At 74.1% G+C, this 20,685-nt stretch carries 20 protein-coding genes and 1 tRNA gene; 7 read left to right on the top strand and 14 right to left on the bottom strand.

Features of this window, described 5'->3' with window-relative positions:
* Positions 1-136 precede the first annotated feature (136 nt).
* The 4 genes from ACZCLJ_RS16075 to ACZCLJ_RS16090 form a co-directional block, all read right to left on the bottom strand.
* Positions 137-931, bottom strand: a complete 795-nt coding sequence (locus tag ACZCLJ_RS16075) for an NAD-dependent protein deacetylase (protein ID WP_463106417.1) — start codon at positions 929-931, stop codon at positions 137-139.
* 649 nt (positions 932-1,580) lie between these two features.
* Positions 1,581-3,599, bottom strand: a complete 2,019-nt coding sequence (locus tag ACZCLJ_RS16080) for a carbohydrate-binding domain-containing protein (protein ID WP_463104476.1) — start codon at positions 3,597-3,599, stop codon at positions 1,581-1,583.
* A complete protein-coding gene (locus tag ACZCLJ_RS16085) occupies positions 3,599-4,546 on the bottom strand; it encodes a polyphosphate polymerase domain-containing protein (RefSeq protein WP_463104477.1) in 948 nt (315 codons plus the stop codon). The genes ACZCLJ_RS16080 and ACZCLJ_RS16085 overlap by 1 nt, the downstream gene beginning before the upstream one ends.
* Entirely contained in the window at positions 4,543-5,196 is a 654-nt protein-coding gene (locus tag ACZCLJ_RS16090; protein ID WP_463104478.1) for a DUF4956 domain-containing protein, read from the bottom strand. The genes ACZCLJ_RS16085 and ACZCLJ_RS16090 overlap by 4 nt, the downstream gene beginning before the upstream one ends.
* 249 nt (positions 5,197-5,445) lie before the next feature.
* Between ACZCLJ_RS16090 and ACZCLJ_RS16095 the strand changes: the two genes are divergently transcribed.
* From ACZCLJ_RS16095 to ACZCLJ_RS16105, 3 genes are all read left to right on the top strand, one after another.
* Positions 5,446-6,285 carry a siderophore-interacting protein gene (locus tag ACZCLJ_RS16095; RefSeq protein ID WP_463104479.1) on the top strand — a complete coding sequence of 280 codons (840 nt, stop codon included), beginning with the start codon at positions 5,446-5,448 and terminating at the stop codon, positions 6,283-6,285.
* 8 nt (positions 6,286-6,293) lie between these two features.
* Complete coding sequence (locus ACZCLJ_RS16100) at positions 6,294-7,334, top strand: iron-siderophore ABC transporter substrate-binding protein (RefSeq protein ID WP_463104480.1); 1,041 nt, start codon at positions 6,294-6,296, stop codon at positions 7,332-7,334.
* A 98-nt stretch (positions 7,335-7,432) separates the two neighbouring features.
* Positions 7,433-7,522, top strand: a tRNA-Ser gene (locus ACZCLJ_RS16105).
* An 88-nt stretch (positions 7,523-7,610) separates the two neighbouring features.
* Here the strand turns inward: ACZCLJ_RS16105 and ACZCLJ_RS16110 are convergent.
* Positions 7,611-8,201: a TetR/AcrR family transcriptional regulator gene (locus ACZCLJ_RS16110; RefSeq protein ID WP_463104481.1), complete on the bottom strand. Its 591-nt coding sequence runs from the start codon at positions 8,199-8,201 to the stop codon at positions 7,611-7,613.
* A 24-nt stretch (positions 8,202-8,225) separates the two neighbouring features.
* On the opposite strand from ACZCLJ_RS16110, the gene ACZCLJ_RS16115 reads away from it, so the two are divergent.
* Both ACZCLJ_RS16115 and ACZCLJ_RS16120 read left to right on the top strand, forming a co-directional pair.
* Positions 8,226-9,509: an MFS transporter gene (locus ACZCLJ_RS16115; RefSeq protein ID WP_463104482.1), complete on the top strand. Its 1,284-nt coding sequence runs from the start codon at positions 8,226-8,228 to the stop codon at positions 9,507-9,509.
* Between the two features lie 222 nt (positions 9,510-9,731).
* On the top strand, positions 9,732-11,426 hold the full coding sequence (locus tag ACZCLJ_RS16120; protein ID WP_463104483.1) for a glycosyl hydrolase family 18 protein: 1,695 nt from the start codon (positions 9,732-9,734) through the stop codon (positions 11,424-11,426).
* Positions 11,427-11,520: 94 nt separating this feature from the next.
* Here ACZCLJ_RS16120 and ACZCLJ_RS16125 read toward each other — a convergent pair whose 3' ends face one another.
* The 3 genes from ACZCLJ_RS16125 to ACZCLJ_RS16135 are packed head-to-tail and all read right to left on the bottom strand — an operon-like array spanning position 11,521 to position 13,349.
* A complete protein-coding gene (locus ACZCLJ_RS16125) occupies positions 11,521-12,213 on the bottom strand; it encodes a phosphatase PAP2 family protein (protein ID WP_463104484.1) in 693 nt (230 codons plus the stop codon).
* Complete coding sequence (locus tag ACZCLJ_RS16130; RefSeq protein WP_463104485.1) at positions 12,213-12,911, bottom strand: phosphatase PAP2 family protein; 699 nt, start codon at positions 12,909-12,911, stop codon at positions 12,213-12,215. The genes ACZCLJ_RS16125 and ACZCLJ_RS16130 overlap by 1 nt, the downstream gene beginning before the upstream one ends.
* A gap of 48 nt (positions 12,912-12,959) precedes the next feature.
* Positions 12,960-13,349 (bottom strand): RidA family protein, encoded by a 390-nt coding sequence (locus ACZCLJ_RS16135; protein ID WP_463104486.1) that lies wholly within the window; start codon positions 13,347-13,349, stop codon positions 12,960-12,962.
* A 167-nt stretch (positions 13,350-13,516) separates the two neighbouring features.
* Between ACZCLJ_RS16135 and ACZCLJ_RS16140 the strand changes: the two genes are divergently transcribed.
* Positions 13,517-14,008 (top strand): NUDIX domain-containing protein, encoded by a 492-nt coding sequence (locus tag ACZCLJ_RS16140; RefSeq protein ID WP_463104487.1) that lies wholly within the window; start codon positions 13,517-13,519, stop codon positions 14,006-14,008.
* A 100-nt stretch (positions 14,009-14,108) separates the two neighbouring features.
* Here ACZCLJ_RS16140 and ACZCLJ_RS16145 read toward each other — a convergent pair whose 3' ends face one another.
* From ACZCLJ_RS16145 to ACZCLJ_RS16165, 5 genes are all read right to left on the bottom strand, one after another.
* Positions 14,109-14,249 (bottom strand): hypothetical protein, encoded by a 141-nt coding sequence (locus ACZCLJ_RS16145; protein ID WP_251149960.1) that lies wholly within the window; start codon positions 14,247-14,249, stop codon positions 14,109-14,111.
* A 181-nt stretch (positions 14,250-14,430) separates the two neighbouring features.
* On the bottom strand, positions 14,431-15,666 hold the full coding sequence (locus ACZCLJ_RS16150) for an acetyl-CoA C-acyltransferase (protein ID WP_463104488.1): 1,236 nt from the start codon (positions 15,664-15,666) through the stop codon (positions 14,431-14,433).
* Positions 15,667-15,776: 110 nt separating this feature from the next.
* Positions 15,777-17,027 carry an acyl-CoA dehydrogenase family protein gene (locus tag ACZCLJ_RS16155; RefSeq protein ID WP_463104489.1) on the bottom strand — a complete coding sequence of 417 codons (1,251 nt, stop codon included), beginning with the start codon at positions 17,025-17,027 and terminating at the stop codon, positions 15,777-15,779.
* Positions 17,028-17,138: 111 nt separating this feature from the next.
* Positions 17,139-18,332, bottom strand: coding sequence for an epoxide hydrolase family protein (locus tag ACZCLJ_RS16160; protein WP_463104490.1), 1,194 nt, complete (start codon positions 18,330-18,332; stop codon positions 17,139-17,141).
* Positions 18,333-18,418: 86 nt separating this feature from the next.
* Complete coding sequence (locus tag ACZCLJ_RS16165; protein ID WP_463104491.1) at positions 18,419-19,108, bottom strand: AraC family transcriptional regulator; 690 nt, start codon at positions 19,106-19,108, stop codon at positions 18,419-18,421.
* A gap of 52 nt (positions 19,109-19,160) precedes the next feature.
* Between ACZCLJ_RS16165 and ACZCLJ_RS16170 the strand changes: the two genes are divergently transcribed.
* A complete protein-coding gene (locus ACZCLJ_RS16170) occupies positions 19,161-19,835 on the top strand; it encodes a hypothetical protein (protein WP_463104492.1) in 675 nt (224 codons plus the stop codon).
* 22 nt (positions 19,836-19,857) lie between these two features.
* Here the strand turns inward: ACZCLJ_RS16170 and pnuC are convergent, their stop codons facing one another.
* Positions 19,858-20,553: a nicotinamide riboside transporter PnuC gene (gene pnuC, locus ACZCLJ_RS16175; protein ID WP_251149966.1), complete on the bottom strand. Its 696-nt coding sequence runs from the start codon at positions 20,551-20,553 to the stop codon at positions 19,858-19,860.
* Positions 20,554-20,685: the final 132 nt, after the last annotated feature.

Here is a 20,685-nt window from a genome sequence, read left to right on the forward strand (position 1 = left end):
GACCCGGCGCCGTCGTCCCTCCCGGCCGCACCGCTGTCTTCTCGCCGCAGCGCGTGGGCCTTCTCGCCTCAGCGCGTGAGCGTCTTCGTGGCGGCGGGTCGGCGTGAGGTCGGGGCGTTCGTCCGGCGGGACGGCGTCAGGTCAGGGCGTCCGCCAGAGCGGTGAGGGTCTCGGAGACGCCGGCCTCGACCTTGAGCGTCGCGAGGGGGTCGCCGCGGGTGGCGCCGCGGTTCACGATGACGACCGGCTTGCCGTCCTTCGCCGCGTACCGCACGAACCGGAGGCCGCTCATCACCGTGAGCGACGACCCCGCGACGAGCAGCGCGTCGCCCGCGTCGACGAGCGCGTACGCGCGCTCCACGCGCTCGCGCGGCACGTTCTCGCCGAAGTAGACGATCTCCGGCTTGAGGACGCCGCCGCAGAACTCGCACGGTGCCGGGTGGAAGTGGGACGTCCGCTCGATCACGGCGTCGGCGTCCGGCGCGATCTCGACGTCGCCCACGTCGCCGATCGACTCGAGGAAGCCCGGGTTGAGCGCCGAGAGACGCTCCGCGAGGTGCTCGCGCGAGACCACGCGCCCGCACTGCAGGCAGATCACGCGGTCGTAGCGGCCGTGCAGGTCGATGACGTTGCGGCTGCCCGCGTCCTCGTGCAGCAGGTCGACGTTCTGCGTGATGAGACCGACGAGCACGCCCGCCTCCTCGAGGCGCACGAGCGCGCGGTGCCCTGCGTTGGGGTGCGTGCGGTGCACGTGCTGCCAGCCGACGTGGTTGCGGGCCCAGTAGTGCCGGCGGAACGCCTCGTCCTGCACGAACTGCTGGTACGTCATGGGATTGCGGGGCGGCGAGTCGGGACCGCGGTAGTCGGGGATGCCCGAGTCGGTCGACACGCCCGCGCCGGTCAGCGCCGTGACGCGCAGGCCCCGCAGCAGCTCCGCGGCGTCCGCGACGGTCCCCGTGCGCGGTGCCGGGCCCGGGCCCGACGGCGGCGGCTGGCTCGGCCGCCACGTGAGCCTCGACGAGACCGTCGGGACGGGTGACGGCGGCGACGGCGGCACGTCGGCGGCGGAGGTCGCGACGTGCGCGGGGGAGGTGGTGGGGCCTGTCTGTGTCGGGTCAGGAGTCGGGTCGGGCACGCTTCCACGGTACGACGGTCCGGCGGGACCGGGTGTTCGGCACCGTGCGTCGAGGCTGGCGGCGCCGCCGTCGCGAGGTAGTACCGCGGTCGTGCGAGGTAGTACCGCGGTTGCGCGAGGTAGTACCGCGGTCAGGCGGGGTAGTACCGCGGTTGCGCGAGGTAGTACCGCGGTCAGGCGGGGTAGTACCGCGGTCCTTGTGCCCGACGGCGTGTGGTCGCCTGGCGTGTCGGGGGTGGGAGCGCCGCGTCTACCATCCGCGCCGTTCGTCCCTCGCGACGGATCCGCCAGACCCGCCACGACGCGGCGCCCCACCTACTCCTCCTGGTATCGCTTCACCCTGGTCTGTGGTCACGTTGACCCCGGTACTACCTCGTGTGACCGGGTACTACCTCGCGTGACCGGGTACTACCTCGCGTGACTGCGGTACTACTTCGCGGGGTCGTCAGGAGGTGGTGGTCGCGTCGTCGTCGGTGTCCGGTGTCGTGTCGTCGCGGCGGCCGCCTCCCATGCCTCCGCCCATGCCGCCGCCCGTCCACTCGCCGGCGGTCACCGGGGTCGAGGCGCTGCCGGTGGTGACGGTGTAGGACTCGCCGGTCGTCACGTCGGCCGAGGAGAAGACGACGTTCGAGGTGTCCTTCGTGACCGTGTACGTGGCGAGATCGGAGCCGTCGGAGGCCGAGATCGTCACCGTGTCGCCGGCGCTCGCGGTGACGTCCGTCGCGAGCCAGCCCTGTGCGGAGTCGGTGGACGGGGCGACCGCCATGCCCGAGCTGCCGGCGGCGAGGAGCGTGCCGCCGGAGACGGCGAACGTGCCACCGACGTCGAGCGCGCCGTTGCCGTCGTTCGTCGGGCCGTTGACGACCGTGTCGCCGCCGGAGATCGTCAGCGTGCCGTTCGAGTCGAGCCCGTCACCGCCCGCGTCGACCGCGAGGGTGCCGCCGGAGATCGTCAGCGTCGAGCCGTCGTCCTGCTCCATCCCGCCGGCCCCGCCACCCTGAGGCATGCCGCCACCCGTGCCGCCGCCCTGCGGCATCTCGCCGTCGGTCGGCGGTTCGGGCATCTGGCCGTCGGCCGGCATCTCGGGCGGGGTGCCGCCGTCCGCCGGTGCGCCCTCGGGCGGGGTGGGCATCGCGCCGTCGGTGCCCGGGGGCACCTGGTCCTGCGCGCCCGACGCCGTGGCGTCGCCCCGGTCGGTCGCCGTGCCCTCGGTCGTCGTGGTCGACCCGACGGTCGCGTTGAGGCCGTCGTCGCTCGCGGTGACGTCGACCGTCCCGCCGCTGACCGTGATGTCGGCGCCCTCGACGCCCTCGACCGACGTGAGGACGGTGAGGTCGCCGCCCGCGAGGGTGACGTCGCCGTCGGCGTGCACGCCGTCGTCGCCGCTCGACAGCTCGACCGTCCCGCCGGACACCGACACGGCGCCGTCCGAGTGCAGGCCGTCGTCCGCGGCGTCGACCGTCACGTCCGCGTCGTCGCCGACGACCACGCCGACATCACCCTTCAGGCCCTTGGCGGACGCGTCCTCCGCGACGGCCTCGCCTGCACCCCCGGCGGTGGTCACGTCGACCGTCCCACCGGAGACGACGACGTCCGTGACGGCCTGGACCCCGTCGTCGCCGGACGCGATCCTGATCGTCCCGCCGCGTACGTCGACGAAGCCGAGCGTCTCGTCGGCGTCCTCCGTGGACTTCAGCCCGTCGGCCGCGGCGGTCACGTCGAGCGTCCCTCCTGTGACGACGAGGTAGTCCTTGCCGCGCACGCCGTCGTCGCCCGCGTCGACCGTGAGGTCGCCGCCCGCGATGACGAGGCCGTCCTTCGAGACGATGCCGTCGTTCGCCGCCGAGGTCACGCTCAGAGCGCCGGAGCCGCCGATCACGAGGTCGCTCGTGGAGAACAGCGCGCCGTCCGGCTCGGAGTCCGCGTCCTGGCCGGAGTAGGTCTCGGCGTCCGTGAGGCGGTTGGTCGTGCCGTCGGCGAGGACCACCGCGACCTTCTCCGCGTCCTGGACGTTCAACGCGGCGTTGGCCGTGGCGCTGACGTCGGCGCCGTCGAGCACGACCTGGACGAGCCCGTCGTCGGCGGTGTCCACGACGACCTGGCCGTCGAGCGTCCCGCTCAGCACGTACGTGCCGGGCGCGGTGATCGTCACGGTCGAGCCGTCGACGCTCACGCCCTCGCTCGACCCGCCCTCGACCGACGCGGTGTCACCGTCGAGCGCCACGGTGACGGCAGAGCTCGCGTCGTACTCGAGGTCGGTGTCGTCCGCGGTCACCTCGGTGTTGTCGGCGCGGGCCTCGTCCGGGGTCAGCCCGGCGACGGCGGTCGAGGCGACGGTCGTGGTGGTCGTGGCGTCCGTGGTGGTCGACTCGGTGCTCGTCGAGCCGCCCGCCACGGAGCACCCGGCGAGGACCGCGGCGGCCGCGGCGGCGGTGAGGTAGGTCAGAGGGCGGCGGATACGCATCAGAGGCTCCTGTCGTCGTGCCCGCGCGTGCGGGCGGGGGGCGTGGGGTCGTGGTCGGCCGGCGCGATGGCAGCGCACGAGACCGTGGAAGAGGGTTCGGTGAGGTGGCGGCGGATGACGCGACGCCACGGGCCGTCGGGGAGGTCCGGCCGCAGGAGCGCCATCCCCGTGCCGTACTTGGAGATCCGCTCGGGCCGGTGGCCGTGCCGCCACAGCAGCCGGTCGAGGCCCGACGGCGTGGAGCCGCCCTTCGTCTCGACGATCACCAGGTGCGGCACCGCCCGCGTGGCGGGTGCGCCGTCGGGCAGGGTGGTGAGCTCCCACGCGAGCCCGGTGTCGACGGTGGCGCGCGCCCCGCCGTCGGGCCCGGGGAGGTGCAGGGTGGTGCGGCGGTAGCGGGAGACGAGGCCGGGCGCGAGGCGCAGGTGCGCCGCGGACGGCACGCCCTCGTGGGCGAGGGTCGTGGCGACGAACGCGCTGCCGCCGCCCAGCGTCGCCGGGTCCTCGGGGTGCGGCTCGCGCTGCTTGAGCGTCGTGCCGCGCGCGGCGCGCGTCTTGACCTCGAGGAAGCTCTGCCCGGAGTCGAGGTAGGTCCGCGTGCGGACCTTGAAGCGGCGCCGGCGGCGCGTCGCGGTGAGGTGGAACGACACGAGGTCCGGGGTGTCGAAGTAGACCGACTCGTAGCCGAACTGGCGCTCGCCGTCGATCTGCAGGACCCGGGCGTCGCCCGTGGTGACGAGACCGCCCAGGACGGCGACGGCGTCGTCCACGGTGAGGACGTACTTCCGGTCGACGCGGGCGAGGAGCGCCGCGGACGTCACGAGCTCGTCGAGGCCGACGGCGTCGAGCGGGTGGAGGGCGTCGCGGACTCGCCTGTGCGCGGTCGGGGCCCCGGGGGCCGCGGGCGCGGTGGTCGAGGAACCGGTGGTCACGGTCGCGGCGGTCACGCCGGCACCTCCACGCGCTCGCCGGCCGGGAGCGGCGTGGACGGTGTGGTCGTCGTGACCTCGGGGACCGTCCGGTCCGCGCGGTGGCCGGTCGGGCGACGTGCGTCGCGGCGCGCGTCGTAGCGGACGTCGACCCACGTGGTGTCGTTGACGAGGTCGACGCGCTGGACGCTCGCGCCGCGCACCCGTGCACCGAGCAGGTCCTCGACGTGGGCCACGAGGGCGTCCTCGTCGAGGAACGCGCGGTCCAGGACCATGCTCTGGGAGCGGGACCGGCGCAGGACGCGGGGGTGGTCGACGACGGCGATGACCGCCAGGACGAGGGCCGTGCCCGCGACGGAGAGCCAGCCGGTGGTGGCGCCGAGACCGCCGAGCAGGCCGATCGCGAGCGCGGCGAAGTAGTAGGCGACCTCGGTCTGCGACAGCTCGGTGGAGCGCAGGCGGATGATCGACAAGACGCCGAAGAGCCCGAGGCCGAGCCCGGCTCCGACGGTGCTGGTGGCGAGCGTCGCGGCGACGGCCAGGACCCCGACGTTCACCCCGAGGTACGCGACGACGAGGTCGCGGCGCCGGTGGCGCGGGTGGTAGAGGCCGAAGGCGAGGACCGTCACGGCGACGAGGTCGACGACGTAGAGGAGTGGCTGGGACACGAGGCGGCTCCGGGGCCGGGGCGCTGAGCGCGGTGGTTGCTGACCCGTCCATTCCGCCGCTCGCCGCTGTGAGCCTGCTGTGCGAGGCACAGGACGCGTGTATGAGTCCCGTTCGCTCGTGCGTCGCCGGGGTTCACCGGAGCGAGGCGCCGGTCGGCTGTGACCCGCGCCATCCGTCGGGCGCCCGGAGCGCCCAGGAAGTGATGTTAGCCTCACCTAAGCATCGACGGCCATCGACGAGAGGCAGGCATGTCGACCACCCCCACGCAGGCTCCGCGGCGAGCGCGCCCGCAGACCGTCCTCGACGTCCTCGAGACGACGTGGATCGCGCCGCACATGGTGCGCGTCGTCGCCGGCGGGCCCGGGTTCTCCGCGTTCCAGGGCAACGAGTTCACGGACAAGTACGTCAAGGTGCTGTTCGCGAAGCCCGAGCTCGGCCTCGAGCCGCCGTACGACGTCGCGGCGCTGCGCGAGACGCTCGCTCCCGAGGACCTTCCTGTCACCCGCACGTACACCGTCCGCTGGGTTGACGACGCGACGCAGCGCCTCGCGATCGACTTCGTCGTCCACGGCGACGAGGGCATCGCGGGGCCGTGGGCCGCGAGCACTCGGCCGGGGGACCGGATCGTCCTCTCCGGCCCCGGTGGGCTCTACGCCCCGGACCCGGACGTCGACTGGCACCTCCTGGTCGGCGACGACTCCGCGATCCCCGCGATCTCGGCGGCGCTCGAGGCGATGCCGCGCGACGCCGTCGGGCGGGCCTGGATCGAGGTCGCGACCGAGGCGGACGCCCAGGCGATCGACGCGCCGTCGGGCGTCGAGGTCACGTGGCTCCACCGCGGCGACGCACCCGCCGGGACGACGACGCTCCTGCCCGACGCCGTGCGCGCGGCGCCGTGGCGCGACGGCCGCGTGCAGGTCTTCGCGCACGGCGAGCGCGAGGCGATGAAGGCGCTCCGCCGCGTCTTCGCCGAGCGCGGCGTGCCGCGCGCGGACCTGTCCCTGTCCGGCTACTGGGCGTACGGACGCGCCGAGGACCGGTTCCAGGCCGAGAAGCGCGAGCCCATCGGTCAGATCTTCGAGGACTGAGAGAGACCATGAACGCACTGACCCACCGCGGCACCGCCGCGGCCCGCCGCGCCGCCCTCGCGGGCGTCTCGGCCCTCGCGCTGCTGGCCCTCGCGGCCTGCTCCGCCGACTCCGGTGACGACACCGGGGACGGCGATGCCGCGCCGTCGGGCACGGAGAGCGCCGCGGGCGAGCAGTTCCCCGTGACGATCGAGACCGCGTTCGGCGAGGTCGAGATCCCCGAGGAGCCGACGCGCGTCGTCGCGCTCGGGTGGGGAGACGCCGAGACGGCGCTCGCGCTGGGCGTCGAGCCCGTCGGAGCGAGCGACTGGCTCGCATTCGGTGGCGACGGCGTCGGGCCGTGGCTCGCCGACGCGTACACCGAGTCGCCGGAGATCATCGGCACGCTCGAGCCCTCCTACGAGCAGATCGCCCTGCTGGACCCCGACGTCATCCTCGACGTGAAGTCGTCGGGCGACCCCGAGCGGTACGAGCGCCTGGCGGAGATCGCGCCGACCGTCGGTGTCCCCGAGGGCGGCGAGGCGTACCTCGCGCCCATGGAGGACCAGGTCTCGATGATCGCCGAGGCGCTCGGTCGTGCCGACGCGGGGGAGGACCTGCTCGCCGAGGTCGACGACGCGTTCGCCGGCGCGCGCGAGGAGAACCCCGACTTCGAGGGGAAGACCGCCGTCATCGGGTCCTACTGGGCCGAGGGCTTCGGGGCGTACGTGTCGTCGTCGAGCCGCGGGGAGTTCATGCAGAGTCTCGGGTTCGTCACCAAGCCCGAGATCGACGAGGCCGCGGGCGAGGAGTTCTCCGCCAACCTCGGCACCGAGAATGTCGCGCTGCTCGACGCCGACCTCACCGTGATCCAGCCCATCGGCTTCGAGGCGGCCGACGTCGAGGCGCAGCCCGCGTTCCAGACCGTGCCGTCCGTCGCGGACGGCCGCTACGTGGTGTTCGACGACACGGACCTGTCCAACGCGTTCTCGCTCGGTACGCCGACCGCCGTCGTGTATGCGATCGACAACGTCGTGCCGCTGTTCGCCGAGGCGCTCGGGGGCAGCTGACCGGTCGGCTGCCGGTCGGCTGCCCGGTCAGCCGGGAGGCCGATTCGGTGTCCGGGGCCCGGACCAGGTATCCTTCCTGGGCCGGTGCACCCGGCGAAGGTAGCGTGTCCGAGCGGCCTAAGGAGCACGCCTCGAAAGCGTGTGTGGGTGAAAGTCCACCGTGAGTTCGAATCTCACCGCTACCGCCACCCGAAGGGCCCCACCCGCGAGATTCTGCGGCTGTGGGGCCCTTCGTCATGTGCGGAACCGACCGGATCGGAAGACGGTCCGAGCGCTTCAGGCGCGGTGGCGTGCGATCGCCGTGGCACCGAGTGCCCGGCACGGCAGCAGTGCGGGCCCGGCGTCACCCGCCACCGCGCGGCGGGTGCGCGCGGCGAGCGCGCCGTCGTAGAGCGCGAGGAGCTCGGCGGCGAGAGCGCCCGGGTCGTCGGCTCCCGTGGCCTCGGCGAGCGCGCGCAGCCGGTCGTCGAGCAGCTGCGTGTCGGCGGCGAGCCACCGGTACGCCGGGTGCTCCGGGTCGGTGACCTCGACGGCGGCGGCGAGGAACGCGCAGCCCCGTGCGCTCGCGCCGTTCTGGAACGTCTCGAGCGCGTCGAAGATCGACAGTGCCCGCGCGTCGGGGTCGTCGCCGCAGCGGTCGAGGGCGTCGTCCCACGTGGCGCGCCAGCGCTCGTGACGACGCTGCAGGTACGCCGCGACGAGGTGGTCCTTGCCGGCGAAGTGCGCGTACAGGGTCGCCGGTGCGACCTCGGCTGTCCGCAGGATCGCGTCCACGCCTGTCGCGGCGATCCCGTGCTGGAAGAAGAGCTCCTCCGCGGCGTCGAGCAGTCGCTCCCGCGCCGGCCGCCGTGCGCCCGCTTTGACCATGTGGGTAGTGTAACGATCACTATGGTGAAACGATCGTTACGCCCCACGAGCACCACGCCCGTCGGGCTCGTCGCCTCGGGCGCCGGGTTCATCGCGGTGACCTACGGGATGGTCCGTTACGGATACGGTCTGCAGCTCCCGCAGCTGACCGCGGAGCTCGGGCTCTCGCCCACCGCCGCCGGGGCGATCGCCTCCGGCAGCTTCGCCGCCTACTGCGCGGCCGCGCTGTGGGCCCAGCGGTCGATGGCCCGGCGGTCCCCGAGGGTGGCCCTGTGGTTCGCCGCCGCGCTCGCGGCGTCCGGCGCCCTCCTGGTCGGCGCGTCCTGGTCGACGGCGAGCCTCGCGGTCGGCGTGCTCGTCGCGGGGAGCGCGGCCGGCGCCGCGTCGCCCGCCCTGGTCGCGGCGGTCGGCTCGACGGTCCGAGGCTCGTCGGCGGATCGCGCTCAGGCGGTGGTCAACGCCGGGACCGGTGTCGGCGTCGCGCTGGTCGGCGCGGCGACGCTCGCGGCGCCCTCGGTGTGGCGGCCGGTCTGGTTCTGCGCCGCGGCCGGCGCGCTGCTCACGGCGGTGGTCGTCGACCGGCGAGCCCGGTGGCCGCTGGGCCCGGAGGGCGCGGGCGACGGCGCGCGAGACCCCGACGCCGGCACCGACGCAGCCAGGACGATGCTGCGACCTCTCGTCGCCGCGTTCGTCGCCGGGACGGGCAGTGCCGCAGTGTGGACGTTCGGGCGCTCCCTCGTCACGGACACCGGCGGGCTGCCCGAGCGCACGACGGCCGCCCTGTGGTGCCTGCTCGGAGCGGCCGCGGTCCTCGGCGCGCTAAGCGGTGACGCGGTCCGTGCGCTCGGACTGCGTCGGGCGTGGGTCGTGACCGCGGGGGCGGCGGCGGTCGGCACCGCCGCTCTCGCCCTCGCGCCGGGGAGCGTCCTCGTCGCGGCCGTCGCGGGAGCGTTGTTCGGCGGCGCCTACACCGCGCTCAGCGGCGTCCTTATCGCCTGGGCCGGGATCCTCCGGCCGCAGGCCGCGGGGCGGACCACCGCGACCCTGTTCGTCGCCCTGACCGCCGGGCAGGCCGTCGGCGCCCTGGCGGCCGGAGGTCTCGCCGGGCTGGCCGGCGCACAGTCGGCGTTCTGGGCTGGAGCGGCGCTCCTGCTCGTCGCGGCCTCGATCCGTCCCGCCATGCCGCCATGCCGGCGTCCCGGCGTCCCGGCGTCCCGGCGTCCCGGCGTCCCGCCGTGCCGGCGGCGCCGGTCGAGCGCACACCGCGCAAGGGCTCTGAGGGGCGGACCGCTGGGCAGTGACCGCTGAGCCCGAGCGCGTGGAGCTCCCATCGGGCGAGGGCTGCGACACGCGAACGTCATCAACCCGTGACGAGATGGTTTCGTTCGGACTCTGGCCGAATCGGGTGCCGGCCGATAGTGTGCAGGAGACCGAACAAACCCCGGAGCCCCAGTCCGGCGCACGAAGAGCAACGAGGCCTTCATGTCGTATCGATCATCCCCAGCACCCAGACCCTCGAGGCGTGATCCCGTGAACACTGCACCCAGCCGGTCCCGATCCCGTACGGCGGGGGTGGCGCTCGCCGCCGCCACCGCCCTCGCCGCGGGGGCGCTCGCCGCGCCCGCGGCCGCAGCATCCCTGCCCACCGCGAAGCCCGCCGCGTCGGTCGACGGCCCGGCCGACATCAACGGCTACCGCAGCGTCGGCTACGTCATGTCCGACTCGCGCGTCACCCGCGACTTCCAGGTGGCCGACCTCGTCCGCACGGGCGCGATCGAGGACCTCACCCACATCAACTACGCCTTCGGCAACGTCACGACCGACCTCGTGTGCGACATCGCCGACGTCCCGGGCGAGGGCGACCCGCTCAACGACTTCGTCGCGGAGGTCGCCGCCGCGGACTCGGTGGACGGCAAGGCCGACAAGCCCGGCCAGGCGCTCGCGGGCAACTTCAACCAGCTCCGCAAGCTCAAGGCGGTGAGCCCCGAGACCAAGATCCTCATCTCCCTGGGTGGCTGGACCTGGTCGGACAACTTCTCCGAGGCGGCCTCGACGCCCGAGGGACGCACCGCGCTCGTCGACTCGTGCCTCGACCTCTACATCGACGGCGACCTGCCGGAGATCGACGGCAAGGGCGGCGCGGGCGCCGCGGCCGGCATCTTCGACGGCGTCGACATCGACTGGGAGTGGCCCGTCACGGGCGGGGAGACGGCGAACGCCCGCCCCGAGGACAAGGAGAACTTCCTGCTCCTCATGGAGGAGTTCCGCGCCGAGCTCGACGCGCGCGGCGCGCAGGACGGCGAGGACTACCTCCTCACCGCGTTCGCCCCGGCGGGCGGCTGGAACGCGGGTCAGGGCGGCTGGCTCGACCCGCGCCTGTTCGCCGTCGTGGACTTCCTCAACGTCCAGGGCTACGACTTCCACGGCGGCTGGGTGCCGAACCAGACCGGTCACCAGGGCAACCTGCACCCCGACGGCACCCAGAACTGGGGCCTCGGGCTCGACGGCGCGCTGGCCATGTACGTGAACGCCGGGGCGGACCCGTCGCAGGTCAACGCGGGCCTCGCGGCGTACGGCCACGGCTGGTACGGCGTCGAGGACGGCACGCAGGGCTGGCAGCCGGCCGCGGGGTACGTGGGCACGAAGACGTACGCGGAGCTGCGGTCGTTCGGCGAGGCCTTCTTCGACCCCGAGATCGGCGCCAGCTGGCGCTACGACGGCGACCAGTGGTGGAGCTTCGACGACCCGACGTCGGTCACCGCCAAGGCCGAGTTCGTCGCGACCCAGGGCTACGGCGGCGCGATGTGGTGGGACCTGTCCGGCGACTACCGCAACGAGCTCGGCGACGCGCTCGGCTCGACGCTGCGCGCGGCGACGCCAGGCCCGGGCGTCGCGGACGAGTGCGCCGTGCCCTGGTACGGCACGGGCGTCTACACCGGCGGCGAGGTCGTCTCGCACGAGGGCTCGGAGTACAAGGCCCAGTGGTGGACCCGCAACCAGGAGCCGGGCTCGAGCTCGGCGTGGAAGAAGGTCGGCCCGTGCGGCACGGCGCCCGCGGTCGAGGTCGCCGAGTGCTCGGCGGAGTGGTCGCGCGAGACCGTCTACACCGGGGGCCAGAAGGTCTCCCGCGCCGGCGTGACCTACGTGGCCCAGTGGTGGACGAGGGGCGAGCTGCCCGGCTCCGTCACGTGGGGCGCGTGGGACCCGGTCGGTCTGTGCGCGTGAGCTGACGACGGCCGGGTGGCCACGCGCGACCCGGCCGGACGACGACGGCGGGCCCGGTCAGGACGACCGGGCCCGCCGTCGTGCTCCGGGCCGCTCAGCCCGCGCGCGCGTCGCGGCGCAGGTAGTTCCAGGCCAGGGCGCAGCAGACGATGCCGTTGACCAGCCCGACGACGACGTCCGCCGGCCCGTGCGCGCCGCGGTACAGGCGCGAGAACCCGATCGCCAGCGGGACGAGGCAGCACAGCACGGTCACGACGACGCGGAGCACGGGGTGCGTGATCCGCTGCGCGAGCAGGGCCAGGGTCAGGTAGAACGCCGCCGACGCGCCGGTGTGCCCGGACGGGAAGCTCGACGTCGGGGGTGCCTCGTCGAGGCGCGAGACGTCGGGCCGCTCCCGGCCCACGACGATCGAGGACGTGAGGAAGATCAGTGCCTGCAGCGCGACGGCGAGGGCGGGCACGATCGCGAACCACCACTGCCGCGTCCGCCACCACACGAGCAGCACCGCGAGCAGCGTCCCGCCGATGATGAACTCCGTGGTCCCGATCAGCGAGAGCACGTCGGTGACGGCGTCCCACGTGGGGGTGCGGCGCTCCTCGAGCCACCGGTTGACCGCCACCTCGCCCGGGAGGTCGCCGAGCGGACCGGTGACGAGGAAGCCTGTCGCGACGATGAGGACCCAGAGCAGGGCGCCGGGCAGGAACGCGCGGAGCCCGACGTCGCGCAGCACCTCCTTCGCCGTGGGCCGGGTCGTGTCGGTCTCGTAGCGGTGCACGAAGGAGTGCATCAGGCCTCGTTCCTGGGAGCGGCACCGGGGGTGCCGGGGGGACGGGTGGTCGTCCATCCGTGGTAGCCGACGGCGGACGCGCCGGCGACGGCGCCGCCGAGCAGGAGCCCGGCGACCACGTCGGACGGGTAGTGCGCGCCGAGGAGCACGCGGTCGGCGGCAGTGACGAGCCCGAGCGTCGTCGCGCCGACGACCGCCGCCGCGCGGCCGCGGCGGCCGAGCAGCGGCCAGACGAGGACGGTGAGCGCGACGCCGACGGCCGCGGCGTTCATCGCGTGACCGGACGGAAAGCTGCTGCCGGGGACCGTCGTGACGACCTCGTCCACGACGGGCCGGGCGCGGTCGACGAGCTCCTTCGCGCCGAGCCCGAGGGCCCACGCCCCCCAGATGGTGCCCGCGGCCCACGCGGCACGCGACGCGAGCCCGTGCCGGCGCCACGCCCAGACGCACACGCCCATCGCGCCGATGTTGAGCCACCGCGCCGCGAGCACCTCCTGGCCCACGAGCAGCCCGCGCTCGAGCACGGGCCGCTGAGCGGTGAACCGGGTCGCCGCGGCGACGGCGGCCCGGTCGGCGTCGACCACGAGGCCCGACTCTGCCCGCACGAGCCAGGCCAGCGCGAGGACCGGGACGGAGGCCACGACGCCGTACACCGCGGCGCGCGAGAGCGCGCGTCGTCGCAGCTTGTCGGCAGGCACCCCCGGACACTAGCGGGAGAGAACCGCTCTCGCGCGAGGTCTGCCGGTTCAGGCGGGGAGCGCGGCCACCGCCTCGATCTCGACGAGCGCGCCGGGCCGGCCGATCCCGACGCGCAGCACGGTCACCGCGGCCGGGTGGGGTCCCCACACCTCGCCCACGACGGCGAAGCCCTCCATGAGGTCGGCCTCGGGAGCCAGGTAGATCGCGAGCCGGGCGACGTGCTCGGGGCCCGCGCCCGCGGCGTCGAGCACGGCGAGGACGTTGCGCAGGGCCTGGGCGGTCTGCGGGGCGATCCCGCCGTCGACGATCTCGCCGTCGGGACCGGTCCCGTTCTGCCCCCCGACGTAGAGCGTGCGGCCGCTCTCGACGATCGTGCCCTGCGAGAACGCCGGGTTCGTGTGCAGCCCCGGCGGGTTGACGTGCGTGACGGTGCTCATCCTGGTCCTCCTGGGTGGTCGATCTGCGGACGGTCTGTCCTCACCGACGGTACGAGCCACCCCCGACACCGTTGAGGGCTGGGTTTTTGTCGTCCATAGGCCTCGTGAACGACAGATACCCAGCACTCAGCGGGCCAGGTCGGTCACGGCTGTGTAGGAATGGACAGGTGAAGCAGTCAGCAGGGCTCGTGCTGCACCGCGAACGGGACGGCGTCGTGGAGGTGCTGCTCGGGCACATGGGCGGCCCGTTGTGGGCGCGCAAGGACGCCGGGGCGTGGACGATCCCCAAGGGGGAGATCGACCCGGGCGAGGACCCGCACGCCGCGGCGCTGCGCGAGTTCGCCGAGGAGCTCGGCGTGCCGGCACCACCGAGCGACGAGCCCGACCTCGACCTCGGGACGGTGCGGCAGCGCGCGGGCAAGCTCGTCACGGCATGGGCGCGCGAGGGCGACCTCGACGTGTCGGCGGTCGTGAGCAACGCCTTCGCGATCGAGTGGCCGCCGCGGTCGGGCCGCATGCAGGAGTTCCCCGAGCTCGACCGCGCCGGCTGGTTCCCGCTCGCGACGGCACGGGGCCTCGTGGTCACCGGGCAGGTCGAGCTGCTGGACCGGCTCGACGCGGCGCTCGCGACGCGGGAGAGCTCGTCCGAGGCGCAGTGACCCCGGGCAGCGCGAGGCCCCGGGACCCGACGGGTCCCGGGGCCTGCTCGTGCGGTCGGGCCTCCCGGAAAGTACCTGGTCGGCCCGCGAAGGGCTCCGGTCAGCCCAGGAGGTACGGGGCGGCGACGAAGCCGGCCAGGAGGCCGACGGCGACGACCGCGACGGCGGACAGGTGCGATCGGCGTGCCCGTGCGGTCGCGCGGCGCGCGGTGTGGCCCAGGGCCTCGGTCATGGCGGTCATGACGGTCCTCTCGTCGTGGACGGTGTTCCAGGAGGAGAGACCGCGACCGGCGCGATCCATGACGCGGTTTCGGCAACCAGCTGACGCGATCCACGTCACACCTGACCGTCGAAACGCGTCGACCCTGGTTCATCATGATGAACCAGGGTCGTTCAGCACGCGCGCGCAACCGCGCCAGGGTTCAACCGGCGCGCAGGATCAGAGCGTCGCCCTGGCCGCCTCCGCCGCAGAGCGCGGCCGCACCGGTCCCACCACCGCGTCGCCGCAGCGCGAGCGCGAGGTGGAGCGCGAGACGCGCCCCCGACGCGCCGACCGGGTGGCCGAGCGCGATCGCGCCGCCGTCGGTGTTGACGACGTCCTCGTCGATCCCGAGGTCGGCGACCGACTGGAGCGCAACGGCCGCGAACGCCTCGTTGATCTCGACGAGGTCGAGGTCCGACGCCGCGAGACCCTCGCGCTTCAGCGCCGCCTCGATCGCGCGCGACGGCTGGGAGTGCAGCGAGCTGTCGGGCCCCGCGACCTGGCCGGCCGCGCCGATCTCCGCGAGCCAGTCCAGCCCGTTGCGCTTCGCGAAGGCGCGGCTCGCGACCACGACGGCTGCCGCGCCGTCGGACAGCGGCGAGCTCGACCCCGCGGTGATGGTGCCGTCCTCGACGAACGCCGGGCGCAGCCGCTCGAGCGCCTCGAGGGTCGTGTCCGCCCGTACGCCCTCGTCGTGGGCGACGACGACCGGCTCGCCCCGGCGTTGCGGCACGGTGACGGGGGCGATCTCCTCCGCGAGGTGACCGGCGTCGCGGGCGGCGGCCGCCCGCTGGTGCGAGCGCAGCGCGTACGCGTCCTGCTCGGGGCGGCCGATGCCGCGCGTCGCGCAGCCGCGGTCGGTGAGCTCGCCCATGACCTCGCCGCTGAACGGGTCGTTCAGGCCGTCGTGCGTGAGCGAGTCGCCCATCGTCACGTCGCCGAACGCGAAGCCCGCGCGCGACCCCACGACGAGGTGCGGCGCGTTGGTCATGGACTCCTGGCCGCCCGCGACGACGACCGTCGCCTCGCCGGTACGGATGAGCCGTGCCGCGTCGATGATCGCCGTCAGCCCCGACAGGCACAGCTTGTTCACCGTCACGGTCGGCACGTCCCAGCCGATGCCCGCGTGGATCGCGGCCTGGCGGGCGGGTCCCTGCTTGGCGCCCGCCTGGACGACCTGACCGACGATCACCGTGTCGACCTGCTCGGGCGAGACCCCGGCCGCGGCGAGCGCACCGCGGATCGCGTGCGCGCCCAGGTCGGCGGCCGACAACGACGCGAGCGCGCCGCGGAACCGCGCGAACGGCGTGCGGGCCCCGTGCAGGAGGACGGGGGTGACCTCGTCCTCGGGGGTGACGGCTGCGCCGTCGGTCAGGGTGCTGGCGTCGTTGCTCATGGGATCCGTCCGGGAGTGCGGGGGAGGTGCCGAGGGAAGGGCCCGGCGCCGCGAGGAGGGGCGACGCGGCGCCGGGAGCGTGAGGGGCGCGCGCAGTGCGCGCGGCCCGGTCAGGCGAAGGCCGAGACGCCCGTGATGTCGCGACCGACGATGAGGGCCTGCACGGACTCCGTGCCCTCGTACGTGTGCAGGGCCTCGACGTCCGCGAAGTGCCGCGCGACGCGGTTGCGGAGCAGGATGCCGTTGCCGCCGAGCAGGTCCCGCGCGTTCGACGCGATCTCCCGGGCGCCGCGCGTGCACGTGTACTTCGCGAGCGACGCCTGCGGGCCCGTGAGCTCGCCCGCCTCGTCGAGCCGCGTCATCTGCGCGACGAGGAGCTGCATCTGCGTGAGCGTCGACAGCATCCGGGTGAGGCGCTCCTGGATCATCTGGTTCGCCGCGAGCGGGCGGCCGAACTGCACGCGCTGCGTCGCGTACGCGACAGCGGTCTCGTAGCACGCGACCGCGTGCCCGACGGCGGCCCACGCCACCCCGAGGCGCGTCGCGAACAGCACGCGCGAGGTGTCCTTGAAAGACCGCGCACCGGGAAGGGCGTTCTCGGCGGGGACGAAGACGTCGTCGAGCACGACGTGCGCCTGCCAGATCGCGCGCAGCGAGACCTTCCCGGTGATCGTCGTGCCGGTGTAGCCGGGGGAGTCCTGGGGGACGACGAAGCCGTGGACCTGGTTGTCGCCCTCCCCGCCCGCGCCGTCGACGAGCCGCGCCCACACGACCGTGATGTGCCCGGACGAGCCGTTGCCGATCCACTTCTTCTCGCCGTTCAGCACGTAGCCCTCGACACCGTCCCGGGTCTCGCGACGGGCGGTGGTCTCGAGCGAGACGGAGTCGGAGCCGTGGGTCGGCTCGGTGAGGGCGAACGCGCCGATGATCTCGCCGCGCGCCATGGGCTCCGCGTACCGCGCGCGCTGCTCGTCGGAGCCGAGCATCTGGATCGAGCGGAGCGCGAGCCCGCCCTGGACACCGCAGATCGTCGCGACCGATCCGTCGCCACGGGACATCTCCATCGCGGCGAGGCCGGCGCCCATGAGGCTGACGTGCTCGCGGCCCTCGACGTCGACGCCGTCGCGCAGGAGGTCGAGCTCACCGAGGCGCTTGACGAGGTCGAGCGGGACCTCGGCTCGCTCCCAGTACTCGTCGATGACGGGCAGCACCTCGTCCTGGACGAAGGCGCGCACGCGCTGCTGGTGCGCACGGTCGGCGTCGTCGGCGTCCGCGAACGCCCCGGCGTAGTCGACGTCGAGCGGCGTGGTGAGGTCGTAGGCGGGTTCGGTGACACCGGGCTTGATCGGCGTGGCGGGCATCGGTGCTCCTGGCTCGGACGGGCTGTCGGCCCGCCGGGAGGGTCCCCCTGCGCAGCCGCTCCCCTCCATCGTGCGCCGATACCCCGTCTCAGGTCAACCCGAGACGCAGTATCACGATGCTCCGGGCGCGGCAGCGCCCTTCGCGGCCGGCGCGGCGCTCTCGCGCAGTGCCGGGTCGCCGAGGAAGGCGCGGACGTCGGCGGCGACGTCGTCGGGCCGCTCCATCGCCGGGAAGTGCCCGCCGCGCGGTCGCTCGTTCCAGAACGGGAGCATGCCGTCGGGGTCGAGGATGCGCCGCATCAGCGGTTCGGTCCCGAACGCCGTCATGCCCTGCGGGCGGTCGTGGTGGCGTCCCCACGCGGCCGCCGAGTGCGCGGTCTCGTAGAGGAGGTTCGCGGCACCGTCGCCGGCCCGACCGAACCAGCTCACGCTCACGAGGGCGAGCAGGTCGTCGACGTCCACGGCCTCCTCGGGGAGGTCGTGCAACGGGTCGGTCCACTCGTGGAACTTCTCGACGATCCACGTGAGCTGCATCGCGGGTGAGTCCGTGAGCCCGTAGGCGACGCTCAGCGGGCGAGTCGCCTGGACCTGGAGGTTGCCGAAGTCCTCGGTGCGCGCCGCGACGAGGGCCTGGTGCCGCTCGGCCTCGGAGGGCGTCAGGTGGTCGGTCGGCGGCGTGTACGCCGTCGCGATCGCGCCGGGGTCGGTCGACACGAGGGACGCGACGACCCGGTCGCCCGCGTCGAGGCACAGCTGCTCGGCGACGCCCGCGCCGACGTCGCCGCCGAAGACCGCGTACCGCTCGTACCCGAGCGCCCGCACGACCCGGTCGAAGGCGTCCGCGGTGCGGACGATGTCCCAGCCGTGCGAGGTCAGCGGCGTCGAGAGGCCGTATCCCGGCATCGACGGCGCGACGACGTGGAAGGCGGGTGCGTCCCCGTCGGGCTCGGCGAGCAGCGGGGCGAGCCGCGCGAACTCCACGCACGACGTGGGATACCCGTGGCACAGGAGCAACGGGATCGCGTCCGCGCGGGTCGACCGCACGTGGAGCCCGTGGATCCGCTGGCCGTCCACGTCCGCGACGAACTGCGGCAGGCGGTTGAGCCGCGCCTCCTGCGCGCGCCAGTCGAACGTCGTGCGCCAGCGCTCCGCGAGCCGGCGCGCGTAGCCCACGGGCGTCCCGCGGTCCCACGTGTCCGTCAGCTCGGCGGGCCAGCGCGTGCGCGCCAGCCGCTCCCGGAGGTCGCCGACCTCCTCGGCGCTCACGGCGATCTCGTACGGTCGGACGTCCACGTCGGTACCCATGACAGGTCCTCCTCTGGGTGGTCGTGACCACCTCAGCGAACCGGGGGACAGGCGCGGTGTCTTGAACGGACGCGACACCCTGGCCGTCAGACCGGCTCGCCGCGCTCGCGCGACCGCCCCGGCGTGTGCCCGGTCAGACGCTTCAGGTCGCGCGTGAGGTGGGCCTGGTCCGCGTAGCCGAGCCGGTACGCGACGTCGGCGATCGAGCGGCCCTCCTGCAGCCTCGCGACCGCCTCGCGCGCCCGCTCGATCTGGCGCACGCGACGCGGGGCGATCCCGACGGCGCGCGCGAAGTGACGCTCGACCGTGCGGACCGAGCAGCGTGCCGCGCCGCCGTCGAGCGCCGCCTCGACGACGGCGTCGTGCCGCACGACGCCCGCGGCGCCCAGGGCGGCCACGAGGCGGTCGACGTCGGTCGCGCCGAGGCGGACCGACGGGAACGGCCACAGGTCCCCGGCGAGCAGGAAGGCGCCGGGCGACGGCATCGACAACCGGTCCGTGCGGTCCCGCCACGTCGCGACGGGCTCGTGGGCGAAGTACGTGCCGGACGAGAAGCGCACGCCGAGGTTGTGGTTCCCGGCGAGGTACGGGACGGGCGTCGGCTTCGAGGACGGTCCGGAGAGCAGGACGCGGCGGGTGTCCGCGTGGACGGTGAAGACGAGGTCCCACCGGGCGTCCGCGGACGCGACATAGGTCCCGTCGGTGAGGTCCACGGTGGCCCACACGACGTCGACGGCGGGGGAGGATGCGGCGCGCTCCTCGTAGAGGAAGCTCACGCCCGCAAGTCTAGGACGGGGGTGCGACGCCTCCCCGGCGTAGGGTCGCCGCATGGTGACGTGGGACGACGACGCCTCGGCGGGTGCCTGGATCGCGGAGCGGCTCGGGCCTTTCGGGCCGCGCGTCGACGGCACGGTCCCGAGGGGCTACGCGGCGTACGCGTGCGTCCCGTTCCCCGAGGCGCACGGGACTCTGCTGTACGCGACGGAGGACGGCAGCCCGGCGCCGCTCGACGTCCTGGTCGACGTGCTCGAACCGTTCACCGGCGTCCAGCCGGTGCACGCCGGGCTGTGGACGGGGTTCTCGTTCCTCTACGACCACGGCACCGACCCGCGCCACAGCTCGGGGATCGGGGTGCTCGTCGGCTGGGCGGAGGACGAGCCGCGGCCGAGCGAGGAGGAGATCGCCGCCGCGCAGGCCGAGGCGTGGGACCAGCTCGCCCCGACGCTCGTCGAACGACCGGTGGCGCCGATGCTCCTGCTCCCGCACCGCGAGCACCATCTGTGGACGGGCACGCTGGCCGACGTCGCGGCGTTCCGTCACCACGGCCAGGCACCGAGCCTGTGGTGGCCCGAGGACAGGTCCTGGTTCGTCGGGTCGGACGTCGATGCGTCCGCGGCCTACCTCGGCGGGAGCGACGCCCTCGTCGACGCGGTGTGCGCGGAGCCGACGCTCGGCGCGTACCGGGTCGCGCCGTCGGACACGATGCTGTTCGAGGACGACTGAGGCGTCGCTCGCGCCCGTGCGGTCAGGCGGGTGCGCCGGCGGCCAGCTGCTCGGCCGTCGCGCGCCGGTTGATCCGCCACCACACGAAGAACCCGACGAGCGTGAACGCGCCGTAGAACACGTACATGAACGCGGACGCGTAGTAGCCGGCGGACACGAGGAGCGGCACGCCGACGATGTCCACCGCGACCCAGATCAGCCAGAACTCGACCCAGCCCTTGGCCATGCCGTACGTCGCGAGGAGCGAGCCCATGAAGATCCAGGCGTCGGCCCACACCGGCTCGAACGAGCCGAGCGCGCGGAACACGGGAGTGAGCACGGCGGTGCCGACGAGGAGGGCGACCACGAGGGCGATCCGCTGCCGCGCCGTCGCCCACTGCGGGACGACGCTCACGCCGTGGCTGTCGGCGTCCGCGTCACCGAGACGCTGCTGCGTGCGGCGCCACTGCACCCACCCGTAGACGGAGACGATGACGAACATGACCTGGCGGCCGGCCTGGCCGAGCAGGTTCACGGGGTTGGGCGTCGCGAACACCGCGCCGAGGAACACCGTGAGCAGCAGCAGGTTGCCGACGATGCCCACCGGCCACGCCCACACCTTGCGCCGCATGCCGCCCAGCGCCGATGCCAGGCCGAACCCGTTGCCGACGATCTCGCGCCACAGCAGGTGCTGGTCGCCGATCGTGAGCTGCGCGTCGAACAGCGCCATCAGGTCCATCGCTCGTCCCTCGTCCTTCCCGGGCACGAGGCTCCGGGGTGAGGGCGGGCGGGGCGTCGTGGGACCCGTGCGGGCCGCCGACGCCGTCGCTCACCACGGCGAGGAGGACCTCCGCGGGTGCGGGCTCGTCGA

This window comes from Cellulosimicrobium sp. So1_17 (assembly GCF_055181235.1).

What these genes read in the sequence shown, in the direction of transcription:
- ACZCLJ_RS16080 (WP_463104476.1), bottom strand. Translation starts at nt 3,599, where the DNA reads ATGCGTATCCGCCGCCCTCTGACCTACCTCACCGCCGCCGCGGCCGCC.
- ACZCLJ_RS16095 (WP_463104479.1), top strand. Translation starts at nt 5,446, where the DNA reads ATGTCGACCACCCCCACGCAGGCTCCGCGGCGAGCGCGCCCGCAGACC.
- ACZCLJ_RS16100 (WP_463104480.1), top strand. Translation starts at nt 6,294, where the DNA reads ATGAACGCACTGACCCACCGCGGCACCGCCGCGGCCCGCCGCGCCGCC.
- ACZCLJ_RS16110 (WP_463104481.1), bottom strand. Translation starts at nt 8,201, where the DNA reads ATGGTCAAAGCGGGCGCACGGCGGCCGGCGCGGGAGCGACTGCTCGAC.
- ACZCLJ_RS16125 (WP_463104484.1), bottom strand. Translation starts at nt 12,213, where the DNA reads ATGCACTCCTTCGTGCACCGCTACGAGACCGACACGACCCGGCCCACG.
- ACZCLJ_RS16135 (WP_463104486.1), bottom strand. Translation starts at nt 13,349, where the DNA reads ATGAGCACCGTCACGCACGTCAACCCGCCGGGGCTGCACACGAACCCG.
- ACZCLJ_RS16145 (WP_251149960.1), bottom strand. Translation starts at nt 14,249, where the DNA reads ATGACCGCCATGACCGAGGCCCTGGGCCACACCGCGCGCCGCGCGACC.
- ACZCLJ_RS16150 (WP_463104488.1), bottom strand. Translation starts at nt 15,666, where the DNA reads ATGAGCAACGACGCCAGCACCCTGACCGACGGCGCAGCCGTCACCCCC.
- ACZCLJ_RS16155 (WP_463104489.1), bottom strand. Translation starts at nt 17,027, where the DNA reads ATGCCCGCCACGCCGATCAAGCCCGGTGTCACCGAACCCGCCTACGAC.
- ACZCLJ_RS16160 (WP_463104490.1), bottom strand. Translation starts at nt 18,332, where the DNA reads ATGGGTACCGACGTGGACGTCCGACCGTACGAGATCGCCGTGAGCGCC.
- ACZCLJ_RS16170 (WP_463104492.1), top strand. Translation starts at nt 19,161, where the DNA reads ATGGTGACGTGGGACGACGACGCCTCGGCGGGTGCCTGGATCGCGGAG.
- pnuC (WP_251149966.1), bottom strand. Translation starts at nt 20,553, where the DNA reads ATGGACCTGATGGCGCTGTTCGACGCGCAGCTCACGATCGGCGACCAG.